A 20,057-nucleotide genomic window follows, 5' to 3' on the forward strand; every position below is an offset into this window, starting at 1 on the left:
ATCAACCTGCGACAAAAGATGTCTCCTTTTCGCCTTAATGGCATTGAATGACGGGGGTGAAACAGTTGGCGGCGCAAGCGGGTTAGTGTGGCGCTTTTTCAGCCCCTATATGCTTAAAGGTAAGAATTAATTTAAGGGAGCCAAAACATGACTGAAACCGCTTCTGAAGCGCCGCGCAGGCGCGGACGTGATGCCCGGCGTACAGCCCGCGAGGCCAAGAAAGCCGTCAGCCAGCCCTATATCACCCGCAACATTCCCTATACGGAAATCCTTAGCGAAGAAGGCTTGCAGGTCATCGAGGCCAATGCCGAAACCATTTTGCAGGAAATCGGTATTGAATTCCGTGATGACCCCGAAGCACTGGACATGTGGAAAGCCGCAGGTGCGGATGTTCAGGGCGAACGGGTTCGTATTCCCAAATGCATGGCGCGAAAACTGATTGAAACCGCGCCCAATGAATTTATCCAGCATGCCCGGAACCCGGAACGCAACGTCAGAATAGGCGGAAATTCACTGGTCTTTGCCCCCGTTTATGGCCCGCCTTTTGTTCATGATCTGGATCAGGGTCGCCGCTATGGCACCATCGAGGATTTCCGCAATTTTGTTAAACTCGCCTACATGGCCCCGGCCATTCATCATTCCGGTGGCACGGTCACCGAACCGGTCGATCTGCCCGTCAACAAGCGCCATCTGGACATGGTTTATTCCCATATCAAATATTCCGACAAGCCGTTCATGGGTTCGGTCACACACCCGGAACGGGCCGCCGATACGGTGGCCATGGCGGAAATCGTTTTTGGTAAGGAATTTGTCGCTGGTAACGCCGTTACCTTGAGTTTGATTAACGCCAACTCACCAATGACGTTCGATGACACCATGCTGGGGGCGCTCAAGGTCTATGCCCGCGCCGGTCAGGCGACCATCGTCACCCCGTTTTTGATTGCAGGAGCAATGGCCCCGGCCGCCGTCGGTGGCGTGCTGGCCCAGGCCCTGGCCGAAGGCATGGCCGGGATCGCCTTTACCCAACTGGTCAATCCCGGAGCACCATCGGTTTTTGGCCTGTTTTCCTCGACCATGTCCATGCAATCGGGAGCTCCCGCCTTCGGCACGCCTGAGCCGACCAAGGTTCTTTTGGCTGCCGCGCAACTGGTCCGTCGTCTTGGCGTTCCGTTCCGTTCGGGTGGCTCATTGTGTTCATCGAAACTGCCCGATGCCCAGGCCGCTTATGAAAGCGCCCAGTCGTTGTGGCCGGGCGTTATGGGCGGCGTCAACTTCATGTTGCACGGGGCCGGTTGGATGGAAGGCGGGCTTGCCAGTTCTTACGAGAAATTCATCATGGACGCCGATCAACTGGCGATGATGGAAGTGGTCTGCAGCGGTATTGATCTCAGTGAATCCGGCCAGGCCATGGACGCGGTGCGCGAAGTTGGTCCCGGTGGTCATTATCTGGGCTGTGCTCACACCCAGGCCAATTTTGAAACCGCGTTTTACCGTTCCTCCGTTGCCGATTATGAATCCTTCGAGCAATGGGAGCAGGAAGGCTCGCTTGATGCCGCCCAGCGCGCAAATGCGCAATGGAAGCATCAACTGGCTTCTTATCAGGAGCCGGATATTGACCCGGCCATCGACGAAGCCCTTAAAGCCTTTATCGCCGAAAAAAAGGCGGCGGTGCCTGACTCAAACATATAAAGTACAGACATGAAAAAGCGCGAAGGTGATCCATGGATGGCGGCTGACGATTTTGGTTGCACCCTGAAAGGTCTGGGCGTCAATGTGCTGGTCACTGATGTGGAAGTGGCGCTTGCTTTCCAGACGCAGGTTCTGGATGCCACCATTATCTATAGCGATCCGGATTTTGCCGTGCTCCGGCGCGGTGATGCCTTATGGATGCTGCACGCCGATCACACTTACAATGATCACCCGCTAACGGGTAGTTTGTCAGAGGATATTCCGCGTGGCATCGGCGCTGAATTGCGCCTCTATGATCGTGATCCCGATGATGCAGAGGCAAAAGCCCGCGATCTGGGTTACACAGTTTTGGCCGGTGCCATGGACAAACCGCACGGACTGCGCGAAGCTTTCATCATCGATGGCGACGGATATTTGTGGGTTCCTTCTGTGGCGATCCAAAAGGGAGAAAGCGCATGAGTGGTCGTGACGTAGCCGGGCGGGTTCGTGATTTCTGGTTTGGTGAGGAAGGGTCTGAAGTTTATGGCGCCAGCCGCCCCGAATGGTTTACCAAAGACCCCGTTTTTGATAATCAGATTCGTGAAAATTTTGCCGCCGATGTTGATGTCGCTCTGGATGGTGGTTACAGCGGCTTGATGAATAACCAGATGGATGCGCTGGCTCTGATCATCCTGCTTGACCAGTTTCCAAGGAACCTGTTTCGCGATACCGCCGCTATGTTTAGTGGTGATAAAAGGGCGCTGTCCTATGCCAATGAAGCGGTGCGCATGGGCTTTGATCAAAACCTCGCGCCGTCCCAGCAGATGTTTATCTATTTGCCATTCGAGCATTCTGAATCCCTGGATGACCAACTGCGCTGTATTGATATGTTCAAGGCGGCGGGAAACGAAGACCATCAGAAGTGGGCTGTTGCCCATCATGATATCATCGCCCGCTTCGGTCGCTTCCCCCATCGCAACATCGCCCTTGGCCGCGAAAGCACGGCAGAGGAGAAGGCTTTTCTCGAACAGCCAAATTCATCGTTCTAAGCATTAAAAAAGTGTCGCCAGTCTTTCCTTAAAAAGGTAAGGGTGGTCGATGGGATCAATTCGCGATAACTGGCTGAAAGAACGCATGGTCCGGCATGTGTCCGAAGTGCTGCGCCTGTCGTGGCCGGTTATTGTTGCGCGTTCGGGTGTCATGACCATGGCCCTGGTCGATACCATCATGGTCGGGCGTTTCAGCACCACAGAGCTTGGCTATCTTTCCATCGGGCTGATGCCCTTCATGCCGGTGTTTTTGGTTCTGCTGGGCATGGTCATGGGAACGGTAGTCATGACGTCGACCGCCTTTGGCATGGAAAAGTTTGAAGAATGTGGCGCGGTTTGGAGACGCTCCATGCCTTACGCCTTTGCCATGGGAATGGCCGGTTGTGTTGTCGCCATGTTTGGCCAACAGTTCCTATCGGCGGCGGGGCAGACGTCTGATCTGGCCGCAGGGGGAGGGCGGATCATGTTTATTCTTGGTTTAAGTCTGCCCGCCTATCTGGTGACCATTACCTCGTCGCTATTTCTGGAAGGCATCAAGCGGCCAAAACCGGCGATGCTGGCGATGATCGTCGCCAACGTTGTTAACGTCGCCTTAAACTGGGTATTCGTGTACGGCCATTTGGGTTTCCCGGCGATGGGGGCGGAAGGCTCCGCCATAACCACCGCCGTTGTCCGCTGGCTGCTTGCCTTCGCCATCGTCGCCTATATCCTGACCATGCACGATCACCATATTTTCGGTGTCAGGCTGGCCCCGGTCGGGGGTTGGAAAGCCTGGGCAGAGCAGCGCCGTGTCGGTTATTCCTCAGCCGCCAGTATCGGTGGCGAATCCATTGCGTTTGCCTGCGTCGGGTTGTTTGCCGGATGGTTGGGGAGCGTTCCACTTGCTGCCTATTCCATTGCCCATAATCTGATATCCATGGCCTTTATGGTTTCCCTGGGGGTTGCTTCGGCGACGGTGGTGCGCGTCGGCATTGCCCGTGGCCGTGGTGACAGGGCCGACCTACAACTTGCCGGTTGGACCGGGCTCGGCGTCAACGTGGTTTTCATGGGATTGATCGGATTGATGTTCGGCCTGTTTTCCAGTCTTCTGTCGAGCGCTTATTCCAATGACCCGGCGGTTATTACCGCCGCCGCCCCGCTGGTCGCCTTTTGCGGCATCATTATCATTGCCGATGGCGGTCAGGCAGTGATGGTCAATGCCTTGAGGGGCGCGGGTGGTATCTGGGCTCCCGCCTTGATCCAGAACTTCGCCTTCATGATTGTGCTGGCACCACTTGGCTGGTGGCTTGGAATTGCAAATGAGCGCGGCGCCATCGGCCTGTATGAAGCGATCTTTATCGCCACCATCCTGTCCTTGTTGTTACTCTCAATACGTTTTTTGAAGGTCAGCCGGAAGCCGGGTTCGTCAGGATGATTTCAAACCGGCATTCAGGTTGATAGGCTGGCCATGGGGCGTGTTGAGATAGGCCCGCCGCCAGGTTTCCGCCCGCGCGCTGACAGCTGCGCCATCGATGCCGCCCTTGCTGTCGATCAGTTTTTCCAGGGCTCGCGCCCAGTGCTGGTAATAGGTGTCGCCTAGATCGGGATCGCCAGCGGCCTGCGCCGCCTTGATTTCACTGGAAAAGGCCTCCGTCCATTCGGGCCATGTGAACAACCCACGGCGCGACAGCTCAACGGCTAGGGCAAAGGCCTGTGCCTCCCACGGCTCTTTGAAAACAGGGCCCTCGCCGTCATGGGGCTGTAGCGGCAGGGGGGGTATCATTGGCCCTCCAGATAAGGCTGCCACAGGTCGACAAGGACACTGTCGTGGGCGCTGGCATCCTGGCCCCATAATTCACGGGCTGCAAAGCGCACCGTATAAAGCGGTTCACCGCGCCGACCACCACCGTCTTCGGGGCGTAGGGCGTTGGCGTCAGCAAAAACATGGACGCCGCGATAAGCCTCAACACAACCCACATGACCGCGCACGTAACGGGGTGCCCGTGTGTGGCCCTGCGGTTGATTGTCTTTGGCCAGGACTTGCTGTCCGACTTTAAAGCGCGGCTCTATGGGTTCATCCATAAGGGTCGGGCCACCCGTCGCCAGGATTTCCCACGCCCGCCCGGCATCGACGGCGACGGGGGCCGGAATATCCAGGGACTTCCCGCTTTTCAGTTCCCCAGCCGTTATCAGGCCACTTTCCAGCAGTAAAGTTTCAAGCCCGGCCATCCAGGTTTCAAAATAGCTGTTGGCAAGATAGCGTTCTGGCTCCTGCCGTTCACGGGCATGGCGCGACATGTCCAGTGTCCAACGCCCAAGCATGCCGCAGGCCAGTGTTATAACCCAGGCGCGTTTCTCCCAGTCGGCGTGGAACAGGGGTTCTTCGCGTTCCGGCTCGGCATTGATGGGGCCGAAACCGGCGACGCCGCCCATATCGTGAGGGCCGTTCATGTGCTTTCCTCGGGGCTGGCGGCTTTCTCGACACCAATCATGGAGTTGCGGCTGGCAAGGCGTTCCAGTTCATCAACCGACCAACCTTCCGTCCCGTCGGGGCGTTCTGGCAGCACCAAGTAGCGCATCTCCGATGTTGAATCCCACACCTGAATCCGAACTTCGGGGTCGAGAGTGGTGCCGAATTCGGCGAGAACGGAACGCGGTTCGCTGACGGCTCTTGAACGATAGGGTGCCGACTTGTACCAGACCGGCGGCAGGCCCAGCACCGGCCAGGGGTAGCAGGAGCAGAGCGTACAGACGACAAGATTGTGGACGTGGGCGGTGTTTTCCACCACCACCATGTGTTCGCCCTGACGACCCTCATAGCCCATCTCGGCAATGGCCGCCGTCGCGTCATCAAGTAGCCTTGATTTGTATTCTGCATCGCTCCAGGCCCGGGCCACCACCTTGGCGCCGCAATGGGGGCCTACCTTGGTTTCGTAGGTTTCGATGATGACGTCCAGCACCGCAGGGTCAATGAGTCCCTTTTCGGTCAACAGGCTTTCGAGGGCTTTCACCCGCAGGGCGATTTCGCTGGGTGGGTCTGTGTGGTCATGGTCGCCGTCGTGAGGCATTAGCGGTTCTCCCTGCTGGCCAAGTCTAGCATGGTTGAGGAAACGGATTCCATGTTGAGGTTACCGGTTCGGCTTTTTTGACACCAGAACCGATACATGCCGCAGAACGTCTCGGGGTGGTTCTGCTCAAATTCGTGCCACAGGGCCGATCTGCAACTTGCCGGGTGGCAATTGTAAATACGCGCGGCGCCATCGGCCTGTATGAAGCGATCTTTATCGCCACCATCCTGTCGTTAATTTTACTTTCAGCTCGTTTTTTGAAGGTCAGCCGACCAGCAGATCAGTCTTGATGGCGTTCTGCTTGTCGGGTCCGTCGTGAATGGCGTAGCTGACGCCTTCTTTACTGATCTGAAAAATCCCGGTGGCCAGGGTTACATTGGTATCGGCGCTGGCATCGTCAGGGGTGCGAAGAATTTCTTGGGCCGGTTTGGATTCAAACAGAATACGGGTCGGCCCACCTTCCGCCAGCGCGCCCTGGGAAAGCAATTCATCGGCGCGGTCTTGACGCACTGATGTGGACTGGCCGATGGTTTGCGCCTTGTCCTTCAGTTCAGGTGAAACCAGATGATTGGCGTGGGCTGACGGGGTGTTGGTAACTTCCTTGATGGCGAAGTCACTGGCCGGGGCTTCGATTGAAAGCAATCGTCCTTCCGTGGCCGATCCCAGATTGTGATGAAAACCGCCAGCCCGGTCGGTCCGCTTGAGCACGTCAATGGCCGCGTCCAGGGACATGCAGTCAAGCACAGCCCGACAGATGAAATGGCGCGGTATGCCGGGTTTCAAATCATGGACAGTAATATCGTTTATGGTTTGCACAATGCCCGCATGATTGACCGCCATGGTGTGGCCGGGAATCATGCCCGGGTAGATAAAACTGTCAAAGCCCGGACAACCGTCAGGTTTGACCGAAATCCAGAAGCAATAGTCCTCAAATTGCCCGTAACCATCTTCGTTATGGGCAATGGTTGCCGGTTGATCGCCGGTGGCCGGAATGATCAGTGTTGTGCAGCTTTCGCCAAGGCCTAAGGCAATTTCTGGCGAGATATCATCGGGCCAGCGTAAGTCGCCGCGACAACTCCACAGAAAAGCACGATCGAACGGGATACCCATGCCATCGGCCATGCCCTCAAGTTCGCGAATATATGTCGGATAGGACTGACGCGTCGCCGCCAACATCTGGTCAACGTAATCTGAACCGCCCCAGCATTGCTCCAGCGCCACCAGCTCTTCAACGTGGACGGTCACCTTTTGTACGGTCTCGGCAATTGCCTCGCCGATTGTCCGCCCAACACTATAGGCATCACCCGATGCTGTTATTGTTCTTATTGTCATTGGAGTAATTTTCCCTTAGCCGCTGGACACTTTAACGCCGTATTCATGGCATGCATCCTCAAGCCATGTCCACAGATACTGGGCGAAGCTGCGGTGGACATACAGGTGATAGGTGGCGGCTTTGTTTTTTTTGTTTTCTGCGCTCTGGTGGATCAGTACGTGGGCCATGGACAGGGTCGACTGGGCGCACTGGCCGGGGCCGAAAGTACGTGGGTGCAGATCCAGTCCGCAGCCTTTCTTTAGCACGTCCCTTGCGTTGCCCCCTGACAGACAAAGGGTAAGGCGGCTGTCCGATACATCAAAGACGGCGGCGTGATGACTTTCCAGCGTCTTGCTTAAGGATGTAAGCAGTTTACTTGTTTGCTCTGCGGGCATTGTCAGCAGCCATTCGTCGGGGCCAAACCACAGGGCCTGCTTTTTACCCTTGGTTGTCACCGTGTTGGGATCGACGGGCAGGGCGAAGCCTAAGGCTTTTTGCGCTGCGTCACGGATTTTCTTGTTGGTCGGGTCGAGCCTGAGACCGATCTGCCCGTTTGCCGGCAGTTCGCTCAGTTCAACGCCGACAGGTTCTTCCTGCATAGCTCTGGCATTAAGGCCAAGGTGAGCCAGGGCGCTTTGCTTCATGTAGCTCTCAACCATCGATGCGGCTCCCTTCTTTATCGAAGAAGACAGGGTCTACAATTTCGCAGTCCATAGTCTTGTCTTCCATGGGGGCGTGGATGGTTTCTCCCATGCGGTTGCGGCCATCCTTGACGACGGCAAGGGCGATGGAGCGGCCCAAGGTGGCGCTGTAGTAGCTCGATGTCACATGGCCGATCATGTCCATGGGCGGGGCCGGTTTAAGAACAGATACCAGTTGCGCCCCTTCGGGCAGGACGTCCGCCGGGTTGGTCGTCAGCAAGCCAACCAGTTGCTTGCGGCCCTCGCGGACGCAATCGGCACGGTTAAGCGAGCGCCGCCCGATAAAGTCTTTCTTTTTGGAAACGATCCAGTCCATGCCCAAATCCAGTGGCGTCATGGTGCCGTCGGTTTCCTGGCCGACGATGATGTAACCTTTTTCGGCGCGCAGAATATGCATGGTCTCTGTGCCGTACGGGGTGATGCCGTATTTTTCCCCGGCATTCATCAGCGCCGTCCACAGGGCAAGGCCCATGTTGGCGGGAACGTTAATTTCATAAGACAACTCGCCGGTGAAACTGATGCGGAAGACCCGCGCCGGTATGCCACCGACCGTACCTTCCTTAAAGCTCATAAACGGGAAGGCTTCGGTGTCCAGATCAATGTCAGTTGTGAATTCGGCCATCAGGTCACCGGCCCTGGGGCCACAGATGGTCATGGTTGACCAGTATTCGGTAACCGAATTGCAGTAGACCTGAAGTTCCGGCCACTCTGTTTGCAGCCATTCTTCAAGCCAGCCTAAGACCTGGGCGGCGTTGCCGGTGGTTGTCGTCATGTGGAAGTGATTGTCGCCAAGCCGGGCGGTGACGCCGTCGTCCATGACCATGCCGTCTTCACCGAGCATCAGCCCGTAACGACACTTGCCGATCCCCAGTTTCATCCAGGCGTTTGTATAGATGCGGTTGATGAATTCCGCAGCGTCAGGGCCCTGAATATCAATCTTGCCGAGGGTGGAAGCATCAAGAATGCCAATGGCGTTGCGGGCGGCCAGACACTCCCGGTTCAGGGCATCCTGCATGGTCTCGCCGGGTTTCGGATAGTACCAGGGACGTTTCCATTGACCGACATCCTCGAACAAGGCACCGGCTTGCTCGTGCCAGTGATGCATGGCGGTTTGCCTGGCCGGGTCGGAAAACTCGCCAATATCGCGCCCGGCAAGAGCCCCGTAGGTGACGGGCGTAAAGGGTGGGCGGAAGGTGGTGGTGCCAACGTCTGCGATGGGTTGGTCAAGGGCCTGACCGAGTACCGCCATGCCGGGGATGTTGCCGGTTTTACCCTGATCGGGGCCCATGCCAAGGGCGGTGTAACGCTTGACGTGTTCGACCGATTGGTAGCCTTCACGGGCCGCAAGTTCGATATCGGCAACGGTGACGTCGCTATGAATGTCGACAAAGTGTTTGGCCCCAAAGCCCTTGGCGCGATCATCCTGATTGCTGGTGGGGACGACCCACAACGCCTGCAAGGGAGCTTCAAAAAGCGCGTCGGCAACGGGTTGCTTGTGGCGAGAGGGGCTGAACCCGGCGAGTTTCGCCGCCGCCTTTCCAGCGGCGTAACCACCTTTCAGGCAATCTTTCAGCGGGAATGTTCCGGCGCAGGTGCCAGCGGACTGCTCCTTTTGCACCGAAACTCCGGGTACGAAAGACTGAATGGTTTCATCGAAGCGGGCCTTGCCGCCTGATTGGGAATGCAGATGAACAACCGGATTCCAGCCGCCTGATGAGCCGAGCACGTCACAGTCTATTCTTTTTGACGGGCCGACGACGTTATCTCCGTCGGCAGACAGTTCGCTGATTTCGACGGCTTTGACGGCCATCTTCCCAAGCACGGCGGTGATCGCCCAACCATCGAGGACGCTGATATCGCGAGCCCGCACGGCATCAACCAGGGAACCATCCGGGTCGTTGCGCAGGTCGACGACGGCCGCGACGGTAATCCCGGCGTCGTCAAGGGCAAGGGCAGAACGATAGGCGTCGTCGTTGTTGGTGAAGATAACGGCCTTCTTTCCGGGACTGACGCCGTAGCGGATGACGTAAGAGCGCAAGGCTCCGGCCAGCATCACGCCGGGACGGTCGTTATTGGCGAAGACCAGCGGTCGCTCAATGGAACCAGTCGCCAGCACAACCTGCTTGGCGCGCACCCGCCACAGGCGTTCACTGCTATGGGATACGGGCCTTGATACATCAATATGTCGGCGCTCAACCAGGCCCAGGTAATTCTGGTCGTAATAGCCAAAGGCGGTGGTTCTGGTCAGAACCCGAACGTCCTCCATGGCGGTCAGTTCCCGGGTTGCGTCTTCGATCCACTCTACGGCCGGTTTGCCGTCGATGGTTTCATTTTCTGAAAGCAATCTGCCACCAAGCTCGCCTTCCTGATCGGCAAGAATAACACGCGCACCGCTGCGCCCGGCGGCCAGTGCTGCGGCCAGTCCACTGGGGCCACCGCCGACGACAAGAACGTCGGCATGTTCGTGCATTTTATCATAGGTGTCCGGGTCTGGCAGTTTTGGCGCGGTGCCAAGCCCGGCCGCATTGCGGATGATCCTCTCGTAAGCCATCCAGAAACTTTTCGGCCACATGAAGGTTTTGTAGTAGAAACCAGCAGGCAGCAGGCGGGCGGCCAGGGAATTGACAGCACCGATATCGAATTCCACGGAAGGCCAGCAGTTGACGCTTTTGGCGCTCAATCCATCGTACAATTCAATTTCCGTGGCTTGCAGGTTGGGGCGGGTGCGAGCCCCGTTTTCAAGCTGGACGACGGCGTTTGGTTCTTCCACACCAGCTGAATAAAGGCCACGCGGGCGGTGATACTTGAAGCTTCGGGCAAGGGCCTTAACCCCGTTTGCCAGCAGGGCAGAAGCAAGGGTGTCGCCCTTAAAGCCAGTATAACGCCGGCCATTAAAGGTGAAGGCGAGGGTCTTTGTTCGCTCGATGCGCCCGCCTTCGGCCAGTCTGTTGCGCGAGGTGCTCATTTCGGGGGGTTCTCCCCGATTTTGTAAGACGCGCCGAATTCATGGGTCGCCGTGTTGCGCTGCATATTGAACCAGCGGCGACAGCCATGGGCGTGATTCCAGCGCTCCAGGTAGTCACCCTTGGTGTTTTTACGCATGAACAGATAATCGGCCCACTCCTCGTCGCTTAGCGCGTCGGGATCTTTGGGGCGGACGATGTGGGCTTCCCCTCCGTAGGAAAATTCCTCTTCATCGCGTTCACCACACCAGGGACAGTTAATCAAGAACATCGAAAATTTCCTTCCCTAATGGGCAACGGCAGCAGCGCCGTGCTCGTCAATCAGTGCGCCGGTGGTGAAGCGCTCAAGGGCGAAAGGCGCGTTCAACGCGTGAGGACGATCCTGGGCAATGGTGTGGGCGAAAACCCAGCCGGAACCGGGCGTTCCCTTAAAACCGCCGGTGCCCCAGCCACCATTTACATAAAGTCCCTCAACCGGGGTTTTTGAAACAATCGGGCTGGCGTCAGGGCAGGTGTCGACAATACCGGCCCACTGGCGCATTAACCGGAGCCTTGAGAGGATCGGGATCAGTTTAGTGACGGCGGCCATTTGGTGCTCGACCACGGCCAGGGTGCTTTTCTGGGTATAGGAAATAAAGTGATCGATCCCGGCGCCCATGACCATCTCGCCACGGTCTGACTGGCTGATATAGGCATGGACGGCACCTGACATGACAACACAATCGAGCACCGGTTTAATCGGTTCGGAGACCATCGCTTGTAGCGGGAAGCTTTCAATGGGCAGGCGAAGACCAGCCATGGCGGCGACGTGGGATGTATGACCGGCGGTGACGATGGCGACTTTTTTCGCCTTGATGGTGCCGCGGGATGTTTCAACTCCGGTGACCGTGTCGCCATCGCGCAGGATGCCGGTTACTTCACATTTTTGGATGATATCGACGCCCCGGGCATCGGCGGCGCGGGCATAGCCCCAGGCAACGCCGTCATGGCGGGCGACGCCGCCGCGTTTTTGCAATGAAGCACCAAGAATGGGGTAGCGGGCGTTCTTCGAGCAATCGAGGATCGGCACCATGGCCTGGACATCAGCGGTGCTGAGCATCTCAGAATCGATACCGTTTAAGCGTATGGCGTTGACCCTGCGGCTGATTTCACGCAGGTCATGCAGGTTGTGGGCAAGGTTCAGCACACCACGCTGGCTCAACATGATGTTGAAGTTCAGTTCCTGGGACAGGCCCTCGTAAAGCTTCAGGGATTTATCATAGAGGCGGGCACTTTCATCCCACAGGTAGTTGGAGCGGATAATGGTTGTGTTGCGTCCCGTATTGCCGCCGCCGATCCAGCCTTTTTCGATAACGGCAACATTGGTGATGCCGTGCTCCTTGGCCAGATAGTAGGCCGTCGCCAAACCATGACCGCCGCCGCCAATAATAATGACGTCGTATTCGGGCTTCGGCTCAGGACTGCGCCAGGCCTGTTCCCATCCTTGATGATGGTCCATGGCGTTACGCACAAGACTGAAAATGGAATACTTCGACTTCACCCCGATATCTCCCTTTTAAGCTAGCGTATCACTCGCAGAGGGTGCTAATCCAGTCTATCCACGCTGCGACCTGGGGTGCCGGAAATACGACGATCCCGTTGCTGTTTAGCCCGGGTAGGCTCCATGCTTGGGAAGATCGTCGGAAAGTTCGTAATAATCGCCTTTGTCGTCGGTGAAAATATGAGATTTCGTGACCAGACCGGTAGCCCCGTCCAGGCTGCCCGCGGCAATGGCCATGTGAGCGGCATCCCTGTGGTCATAAAACAGGCTGGCGCCACATTCATGACAAAATCCACGGCGGGCTTCTTGCGATGACTGAAACCACTTCAATCCTCTTTCCTCTGTAAAGGTGAGGCAATCTTTAGGGGCACCGCTAAAAGCGCCGAAATGGCCGCTGGTCCTGCGACACTGGGTACAATGGCAATTGCTGACGGGGCGCAAGTTACCGATGATTTTGAAGCACACCGCACCACACAGGCAGCTACCAGTCGTGATTTTATCGTCCTGATCGTTCATTTTCCCCTCCTTTGACCCAGATGGGATCATTTTCTCCCAATAGCGCCCCACTGCTAGTCATGGCTCGACGCTGGATGCCGATTATGCGACTGAGTTAATGTGTTGACACGATATATATCGTTTTGATATATGCAAGCACGATATATATAAGGAATGGACACCATGGATGCAAAAAATCTGTGCCTGGGCGCACTGACTTGCGGCGATGCCAGCGGTTATGAAATCAAGAAAATGTTTGAAGAAGGACCGTTTGCCTACTTCCATCAAGTCAGTTTTGGTTCGATCTATCCGGCCCTGGCAAAGTTGTGTGATCAACAGCTGATCAGTATGCGTGAGGAAAGCCAGGAAGGCCGCCCCGATAAAAAGGTCTATTCCCTGACCGATAAAGGTCGCGAGGCTTTGAGAAAAGCCCTGAAGAAAACTCCTGCCGATGACAAGCTGCGTTCGGAAGTGATGGTCATGTTCTTTCTGGAGGAATTCCTTGAAGCCGATCATCTGCGCGAGGTGTTTGACCAGCAGCTTGAGTTTTACCGCACGCTGCTGGTCAAGGTTGAAAACCTGGATGATAGCTGTGTTCCTGCCAAGCGCCTTTTTGTGCGCGGGTTCGGGCGGATGCTCTACCGCAGTATCGTCGAATATATGGAAGAAAATGGTCATTTGCTTATAGGTGATCATCATGAAGCCTTGGCTAAAACAGGAACTGGCCAATGAAAAAATCCTTCATGATTGCCTTTGGCGTCGCTTTGGTTGCTTTTGTCTGGATCGTTTCGGGTCAGTTCACGGGCTATTCAGACGAACTTGACACCGCCTCGGGTTCAAAAACGCCAGAAAGCGAAAGCCTGACCCAGGTCAGAACCCGTCGTTCCATTGCCCGTATGCATGAAAGCTCGGTCGTGTTGTTTGGCCGTACCGAAGGGGTGCGCTCGGTTCAGATCAAGGTTGAAACATCCGGGCGTATTGTCGCGGTCCCCGGTGTTAAGGGGCAGGTCGTCAAAAAAGGTGATGTCATTGCCCGTATTGCCATGGATGACCGTCAGGCGCGCCTGAATGAAGCCAAAGCCATTGTCGATCGTTATGCCATCGCATTTGAAGCGGCCCAGAAGTTATCGAAAAAGCAGTTCCGCTCAAAAGTCCAGTTGTCGGCAGCCAAAGCCGACCTGGAAACCGCAAAAGCCAATTTACGCACGATGACCATCGATATTCGCCGCACCACCATTCGCGCCCCGTTTGAAGGGGTGCTCGATGATGTTGTTGTTGATATTGGTGATTTCGTTGCTGTTGGTACGGCCAGCGCCACCGTCGTAGACCTTGACCCAATTCTGATTGTTGGCGAGGTTACCGAAAAGGCCGCCAGCCGTCTTAGTCTGGGTGATGTTGCCACAGTTACGACGGTAGGAAGTGTGTCCAGAAAAGGGGTTATCACCTACATATCAAAAGTTGGATCGCCTTCAACGCGGACATTCCGGGTTGAAGTTGGTCTCGCCAATCCGGGCGGCGCCATTTCCGAAGGCGTGACGACAGAACTGAAACTGGAACAGGGGCGTATCAAGGCGCACTTTATCACCCCGGCTGTGTTGACTTTAAATGACCGCGGGGCGCTGGGCGTCAAGGTTCTGGGAACGGACAATGTGGTGCAATTTCACAAGGTGAAGATTGTCGATGACACGCCCGAAGGTATTTGGCTGACAGGCCTTCCCGAAGCTGCTGACCTGATCGTCGTCGGGCAGGAATTCGTTCGTTCCGGCCAGAAGGTTCAGGGCATCAAAATCTCCGGAGACCAGGCATCATGAACGCGATTATTGATGCGGCGGTCACCCATTCCAGGACGGTTCTTGCAGCCCTGGTGCTGATTTTGATCACCGGCACCAAAGCCTATATCGATGTGCCAAAGGAAGCGGACCCCGATATTAACATCCCGATTGTCTACGTGCAGATGGATCATGAAGGCATTTCGCCGGAAGACGCCGAACGCTTGCTCATTCGCCCCATGGAGCAGGAGCTTCGCGGTATCGAAGGTGTCAAGGAAATGAGCGCTACCGGTTACGAAGGCGGGGCCAGCGTGACCCTTGAATTTGATGCCGGCTTCGATTCCGACAAGGCGATGAGCGATGTTCGTGAAAAGGTCGATCTGGCGAAATCCGACCTGCCTGATGAAACCGAAGACCCGACCGTTCATGAAGTTAACTTCAGCCTGTTTCCGGTTATTCTTGTCACCCTCGCTGGTGAAGTTCCAGAACGCACATTGTTGCGGCTGGCTCGTGACCTGAAGGACGAGGTTGAAGCAATCGCCACAGTGCTGGAAGTGAAAATTGCTGGCGAACGCGAAGAAATGGTCGAGGTATTGATTGATCCGGTGCGGGTTGAAAGTTACGGCTTGTCGCCAGAACAGGCGGTTCAATTGGTCGCCGCGTCCAATTTGCTGGTTGCCGCAGGGGCACAGGATACTGGTCATGGCCGCTTCTCGCTTAAAGTGCCTGGGTTGCTTGAAACGACCAAGGATATCATGGGTCTGCCGATCAGGACTGATGGCGACGCCGTGATCTCTTTTTCCGACATTGCTGAAATTCGCCGCACTTTCAAGGATGCTGAAAGTTTCGCCCGCTACGATGGTCGTCAGGCGCTGGTTCTGGAAGTCACCAAACGGACGGGTGAGAATATTATCGACACCATCGAAAATGTCCGCCGTGTTGTTCGCTTGGCAAGGGCTGACTGGCCCGAACCTTTGAGGAACGCCGTGAAAGTTGGTTTCGCCCAGGATAAATCAAAAGATATCCGGATCATGCTCAATGATTTGCAGAACAATGTCATTTCCGCCGTTCTGCTGGTCATGGTCGTCGTTATCGCGGCCCTTGGCCTGCGCACCGCAGGGCTTGTCGGTATCGCTATTCCCGGCTCGTTCCTGACCGGCATTCTGGTTTTGACGAGCTTCGGCATGACCATCAACATCGTCGTCCTGTTTGGCTTGATCCTGGCTGTCGGTATGCTGGTTGACGGTGCCATTGTGGTGACCGAATTCGCCGATCGAAAAATGATCGAGGGTGAGCCTCGCCGTATTGCCTATGCGCTGGCAGCCAAACGTATGTCATGGCCGATTATTGCCTCAACGGCGACCACCCTGGCGGCCTTCTTGCCGCTTGTGTTCTGGCCCGGTGTGGTTGGCGAGTTTATGAAATTCCTGCCGCTTACCCTGCTTGCGACATTGTCGGCCTCGCTTTTGATGGCATTGATCTTTGTGCCGACACTGGGCGCCTTCATTGGCAAGCCCGGTAATGCCGATCACGATAAAATGACCCTGCTGGCCGGTAGCGAGCACCATGACCCTGAAGAAACCGGCGGCTTTACCGGTGGCTATATCCACATTCTTAAAATGGCTCTGAACCATCCGGCAAAAATTCTGATGGCAGCGCTTGTCCTGCTGGTCGGGGTGCAGGTGATCTATGGGACATTTGGCAAGGGAATTGAATTTTTCCCTGAAGTAGAGCCCGATTTTGCAAAAATTCAAGTCCGTGCCCGTGGCAACCTGTCGGTCTATGAAATGGATCGCCTGATGGGGGAAGTCGAATCCCGGGTATTGGAAATTGGCAAAGAGAAAGGCGAATTCGAAGGGGTTTATCTGCGCACCGGCAAAGAACAAAACAGCCAGGAAGCAGAAGACATCATCGGCATCATTTCGCTTCAGTTTAACGACTGGCAACACCGTCGCAAAGCCGATCAGATTCTGGATGAAATTGAAGACCGTACCGCCGATCTGGTCGGTATTATTATCGACAGGCGCAAGCAAGAATCCGGTCCACCGGTGGGTAAGCCTGTGGCCATTGAACTGTCATCACGATTCCCCGAATTGTTATCACCTGCCGTAGAAACCGTTTTGCAAGGTTTTCATTCCATCGAAGGATTGATCAATATTGAAGATTCGCGGCCGCTTCCCGGTATTGACTGGGAATTGCGGGTCGACCGTGCTCAGGCGATGAAATTCAATGCCAGTGTCGATGTTGTCGGGCGGGCCATAAAGATGGCCAGTACCGGTATCAGGCTGGGTGGCTATCGGCCCAATGATGCTGACGAGGAAATCGATATTCAGGCCCGTTATCCGGTTCAATACAGGACCATCAATCAGCTTGACCATATTCGCATCAATACGGAATCGGGGCGCGTTCCGATCAGCAACTTTGTTAAGCGGATCGCCAGACCCAAGACAGGCACCGTCCAGCGCACCGATGCCCGGCGCGTGATGACGGTCAAGTCAGATGTCGTCGATGGCATGCTTCCCGCAGACAAGGTTCAGGAACTGCAATCCTGGCTTGAAAATGCCCAACTGGACCCAAGGGTCGAAATTGCCTTCAAGGGTGAGGACGAGGAGCAGAGACAAGCCCAGGCGTTCCTCGGCAAAGCCTTCATGGTGGCGCTGTTTATCATGGCGATTATTTTGGTCACCCAGTTCAACAGCTTCTATTCGGCGTTGTTGATCCTGACCGCCGTGATCATGTCGACCATTGGCGTGTTCATTGGCCTGCTGGTGACTGGGCAACCGTTCGGCATTATCATGAGCGGGGTCGGCGTCATTGCCCTAGCCGGGATTGTCGTTAACAACAACATCGTCCTGATTGATACTTACGATCGTTTGAAGGAAACGGCGGAGAACGCCCGCGAGGCGATCTTGCGCACCGGCGCCCAGCGTTTGCGTCCGGTTTTGCTGACGACGATCACCACCATGCTTGGCCTGATGCCCATGGTCACCGGCGTCAATATCGATTTTATCGCCCGTGATGTCAGTATTGGCGCACCATCCATGCAGTGGTGGTCACAGTTATCGACGGCAATTGTCTTCGGTCTTGGCTTTGCCACGGTGCTGACGCTGGTGGTGACGCCGTGCGCCCTGATGATCAAGGACAACGTTCACGGCTGGCTGGAACGCAGGCGTCAGGACAAGGCGGTGCCAAGTAAGGTTTGAAGGTAAGGGGTCTTCTCGTTGTTAAAATAACGCGATAAGGTGTTGTGTACTTTCAGTAGAAAAAAGAAACACTAATGCCTCCACACCAGTCTGCTTCCGACATCCAGTCAATTGATTTCCTTGACCTGTTTCAAGCCTGCTTTGAGACAAGTGGCAGCATCATGGGGATATCGACCCTGGAGGATGGTCGCCAAATCGATGTCAACGAAGCCTGGCTTATCTCGTTTGGCTACAGTCGTGATGAAGTCATTGGTAAAACCGTTGATGAAGTAAACATCTGGGCCAGCCTCGATGATCGCCAGGAAATGGTCGAACGGCTTGAAAAAGACGGTTTCGTCAAGAATTTTGAGACGACCCTGCTAAATAAATCGGGGGATCCTGTTTATTGCGTGATGACCATCTCGCAATTTGAAACCCCAACAGAGACCTACCTGCTGTTTTCCGCTCACGACCTGACGAAAGGGAAAATGCTGGAAGCGGAACTCAGAACCCTGACAACCAAGTACCAAGCCGCCACAAGTCAGGCCAAACTGGCGTATTGGCGCTGGTCGTTCAGCGAACAGAAAATAACCGATTGGTCCGATAACTATAGGGACATCAACAGCTTCAATGGAAATTTACCGATAACATATAAAGATATGCTCGGTGTGATCCATCCTGATGACCGGGCCCTCGTTCTTGAAACATACGAAAAAGCGGATATCGTCCCGGAAGGCTTTGACGTTGAGTATCGAACCATCAATGACAAAGGAGATGTCCAATGGATAAGGGAACTTGCCGAGGTTGAATACGGCGAAACCGGTGATGCCGTCGCCCATATAGGATTCATTCAGGACATCACCGAAGCCATTAACGCCCGTGAAGAACTGAACCTGTTAAATACGGAATTGGAAAAACGCGTTCTGGAACGCACCAAAGAGCTGAAAAATTCAAAGGAAGAAGCTGAAATGGCTAACCATGCCAAATCGGAATTCCTGGCAAACATGAGCCATGAGTTGAGAACGCCACTGAATGCGATCATTGGCTTTGGTGAATTCCTGAAATACATGCCCGAAGATGATACGAAGGAAAACCGAGATCAGTACATTGATCACATCATCGATAGTGGGCGGCATCTTCTTGGCTTGATTTCGGAAATTCTCGATCTGGCAAAGGTGGAAGCGGGTTCGGTGAAACTGGTATCCACAGATTTTCCGTTGCTTGAACGGATGGTCGAATGCTCATCGTTTATTGAAAACCAGGCCGAAGGAAAAGCCATCACACTTGATATAAATTGCACATGTGATGCTGAATTGCTTGTTCATGCAGACCCGGGCCGGATACGTCAGGTGGTGATCAATATTTTGTCAAACGCCGTCAAATATACCCCGGGCGGCGGCACCATCACCATGACCTGCGAAAAACGCCCTGAACAGGGTATGGGACGCTTGTCCATCAAGGATACGGGCAGCGGCATTCCTGAATCCTTCAAGCCCTTTATTTTCCACCCCTTCGCACGCAACAGCGTGGTGGCGGAAAAAATTGAAGGCACGGGTATTGGCTTATCAATCGCCCGCGAACTGATGTTACTGATGAAGGGGGACATTGGCTTTGAGAGCACCCCCGCCGAGGGTTCGACATTCTGGATCGATATCCCCTTGGCGTCAGATTAAAGCCCGGCCAGCTTGTCACCATCGCCGGGGCGGGTCATGGAAAAAACGTTCTCCACACAGGCATAGTCTTTATAGCCAAGCCTTGAGAGCAATTTCAGTTTGGCATTGTCGATCATGCCATCTGTTAGTACGGCTTCGTCAATGTGGATTCCGACAACCTGGCCAATGACCATGGTGTTGGGTTGATCCGGATTGTTGGTGGCAAGGTCGATGATGTCGACCAGTGTGCATTCCATATTGATCGGTGATTGACCGATTCTGGGTGGTTTAATCAATTGTGATGGTTCGGGTGTCAGGCCTGCCAGGGCAAATTCATCTTCTTCGGGCCCGGCTGGCTGGCTGGTGATGTTCATGGCTTCGCGTAAATCCCAGGTAGCGACATTGACGACAAATTCGCGGCCCTGACGAATGTTCGTCAGCGTGTCCTTGGGTCCATGGGGCTGGGTGCCGTTGGTGCTGTACATGACTTGCGGCGGGCTGGATGCGACGCCATTAAAAAAGCTGTAGGGGGCGATATTTGTGATGCCGGCGGCACTGATTGTTGAAATCCAGCCAATGGGCCTGGGGGCGACACAGGCCTTGAACGGATCATGGGGCAGATTATGTTCATTAGTGCTAGTATCATAAAACACGGGCGGTTCCTTGCCATATACTTAAG

General features: G+C 55.2%; 18 protein-coding genes. 8 read left to right on the top strand and 10 right to left on the bottom strand.

Annotated elements, in window-relative coordinates:
- Positions 1-147: 147 nt before the first annotated feature.
- Genes HOL66_09945 through HOL66_09960 form a run of 4 tightly spaced genes read left to right on the top strand, consistent with a single transcriptional unit; the run spans position 148 to position 4,131 of the window.
- On the top strand, positions 148-1,689 hold the full coding sequence (locus HOL66_09945) for a trimethylamine methyltransferase family protein (GenBank protein MBT5244558.1): 1,542 nt from the start codon (positions 148-150) through the stop codon (positions 1,687-1,689).
- Between the two features lie 36 nt (positions 1,690-1,725).
- A complete protein-coding gene (locus HOL66_09950; protein ID MBT5244559.1) occupies positions 1,726-2,148 on the top strand; it encodes a hypothetical protein in 423 nt (140 codons plus the stop codon).
- Positions 2,145-2,717 (top strand): DUF924 domain-containing protein, encoded by a 573-nt coding sequence (locus HOL66_09955; GenBank protein MBT5244560.1) that lies wholly within the window; start codon positions 2,145-2,147, stop codon positions 2,715-2,717. Before HOL66_09950 ends, HOL66_09955 begins: the two co-directional genes overlap by 4 nt.
- Before the next feature lie 49 nt (positions 2,718-2,766).
- Positions 2,767-4,131, top strand: coding sequence for an MATE family efflux transporter (locus HOL66_09960; GenBank protein ID MBT5244561.1), 1,365 nt, complete (start codon positions 2,767-2,769; stop codon positions 4,129-4,131).
- On the opposite strand, the gene HOL66_09965 is transcribed toward HOL66_09960, so the two are convergent.
- The 9 genes from HOL66_09965 to HOL66_10005 all read right to left on the bottom strand — a co-directional run bounded on the left by HOL66_09965 (position 4,123) and on the right by HOL66_10005 (position 12,796).
- Complete coding sequence (locus HOL66_09965; GenBank protein MBT5244562.1) at positions 4,123-4,479, bottom strand: nitrile hydratase accessory protein; 357 nt, start codon at positions 4,477-4,479, stop codon at positions 4,123-4,125. The two genes, HOL66_09960 and HOL66_09965, sit on opposite strands and share 9 nt — an antisense overlap.
- Positions 4,476-5,147: a nitrile hydratase subunit beta gene (gene nthB / locus HOL66_09970; protein ID MBT5244563.1), complete on the bottom strand. Its 672-nt coding sequence runs from the start codon at positions 5,145-5,147 to the stop codon at positions 4,476-4,478. The genes HOL66_09965 and nthB overlap by 4 nt, the downstream gene beginning before the upstream one ends.
- Positions 5,144-5,764, bottom strand: a complete 621-nt coding sequence (nthA, locus tag HOL66_09975) for a nitrile hydratase subunit alpha (protein ID MBT5244564.1) — start codon at positions 5,762-5,764, stop codon at positions 5,144-5,146. The genes nthB and nthA overlap by 4 nt, the downstream gene beginning before the upstream one ends.
- 264 nt (positions 5,765-6,028) lie before the next feature.
- Positions 6,029-7,096 carry a peptidase C45 gene (locus HOL66_09980; GenBank protein ID MBT5244565.1) on the bottom strand — a complete coding sequence of 356 codons (1,068 nt, stop codon included), beginning with the start codon at positions 7,094-7,096 and terminating at the stop codon, positions 6,029-6,031.
- 15 nt (positions 7,097-7,111) lie between these two features.
- Positions 7,112-7,735, bottom strand: a complete 624-nt coding sequence (locus HOL66_09985) for a sarcosine oxidase subunit gamma (protein MBT5244566.1) — start codon at positions 7,733-7,735, stop codon at positions 7,112-7,114.
- Entirely contained in the window at positions 7,728-10,742 is a 3,015-nt protein-coding gene (locus HOL66_09990) for a sarcosine oxidase subunit alpha family protein (GenBank protein MBT5244567.1), read from the bottom strand. The genes HOL66_09985 and HOL66_09990 overlap by 8 nt, the downstream gene beginning before the upstream one ends.
- On the bottom strand, positions 10,739-11,011 hold the full coding sequence (locus HOL66_09995; protein ID MBT5244568.1) for a sarcosine oxidase subunit delta: 273 nt from the start codon (positions 11,009-11,011) through the stop codon (positions 10,739-10,741). Before HOL66_09995 ends, HOL66_09990 begins: the two co-directional genes overlap by 4 nt.
- A gap of 15 nt (positions 11,012-11,026) precedes the next feature.
- The gene (locus tag HOL66_10000) at positions 11,027-12,280 is read right to left on the bottom strand and encodes a sarcosine oxidase subunit beta family protein (protein ID MBT5244569.1); all 1,254 of its coding nucleotides are present in this window, start codon (positions 12,278-12,280) and stop codon (positions 11,027-11,029) included.
- 105 nt (positions 12,281-12,385) lie between these two features.
- Entirely contained in the window at positions 12,386-12,796 is a 411-nt protein-coding gene (locus tag HOL66_10005) for a GFA family protein (GenBank protein ID MBT5244570.1), read from the bottom strand.
- Between the two features lie 162 nt (positions 12,797-12,958).
- On the opposite strand from HOL66_10005, the gene HOL66_10010 reads away from it, so the two are divergent.
- The 4 genes from HOL66_10010 to HOL66_10025 all read left to right on the top strand — a co-directional run bounded on the left by HOL66_10010 (position 12,959) and on the right by HOL66_10025 (position 19,399).
- Positions 12,959-13,507 carry a PadR family transcriptional regulator gene (locus HOL66_10010; GenBank protein MBT5244571.1) on the top strand — a complete coding sequence of 183 codons (549 nt, stop codon included), beginning with the start codon at positions 12,959-12,961 and terminating at the stop codon, positions 13,505-13,507.
- Complete coding sequence (locus HOL66_10015; protein ID MBT5244572.1) at positions 13,504-14,586, top strand: efflux RND transporter periplasmic adaptor subunit; 1,083 nt, start codon at positions 13,504-13,506, stop codon at positions 14,584-14,586. The genes HOL66_10010 and HOL66_10015 overlap by 4 nt, the downstream gene beginning before the upstream one ends.
- On the top strand, positions 14,583-17,747 hold the full coding sequence (locus HOL66_10020; GenBank protein ID MBT5244573.1) for an efflux RND transporter permease subunit: 3,165 nt from the start codon (positions 14,583-14,585) through the stop codon (positions 17,745-17,747). Before HOL66_10015 ends, HOL66_10020 begins: the two co-directional genes overlap by 4 nt.
- Before the next feature lie 74 nt (positions 17,748-17,821).
- Positions 17,822-19,399, top strand: a complete 1,578-nt coding sequence (locus HOL66_10025) for a PAS domain S-box protein (GenBank protein MBT5244574.1) — start codon at positions 17,822-17,824, stop codon at positions 19,397-19,399.
- Here HOL66_10025 and HOL66_10030 read toward each other — a convergent pair.
- On the bottom strand, positions 19,396-20,031 hold the full coding sequence (locus HOL66_10030; protein ID MBT5244575.1) for a flavin reductase family protein: 636 nt from the start codon (positions 20,029-20,031) through the stop codon (positions 19,396-19,398). The two genes, HOL66_10025 and HOL66_10030, sit on opposite strands and share 4 nt — an antisense overlap.
- Between the last annotated feature and the right edge of the window lie 26 nt (positions 20,032-20,057).

It is taken from the genome of Rhodospirillaceae bacterium (genome assembly GCA_018662005.1).
In the GTDB taxonomy this organism is placed as follows: domain Bacteria; phylum Pseudomonadota; class Alphaproteobacteria; order Rhodospirillales; family JABHCV01; genus JACNJU01.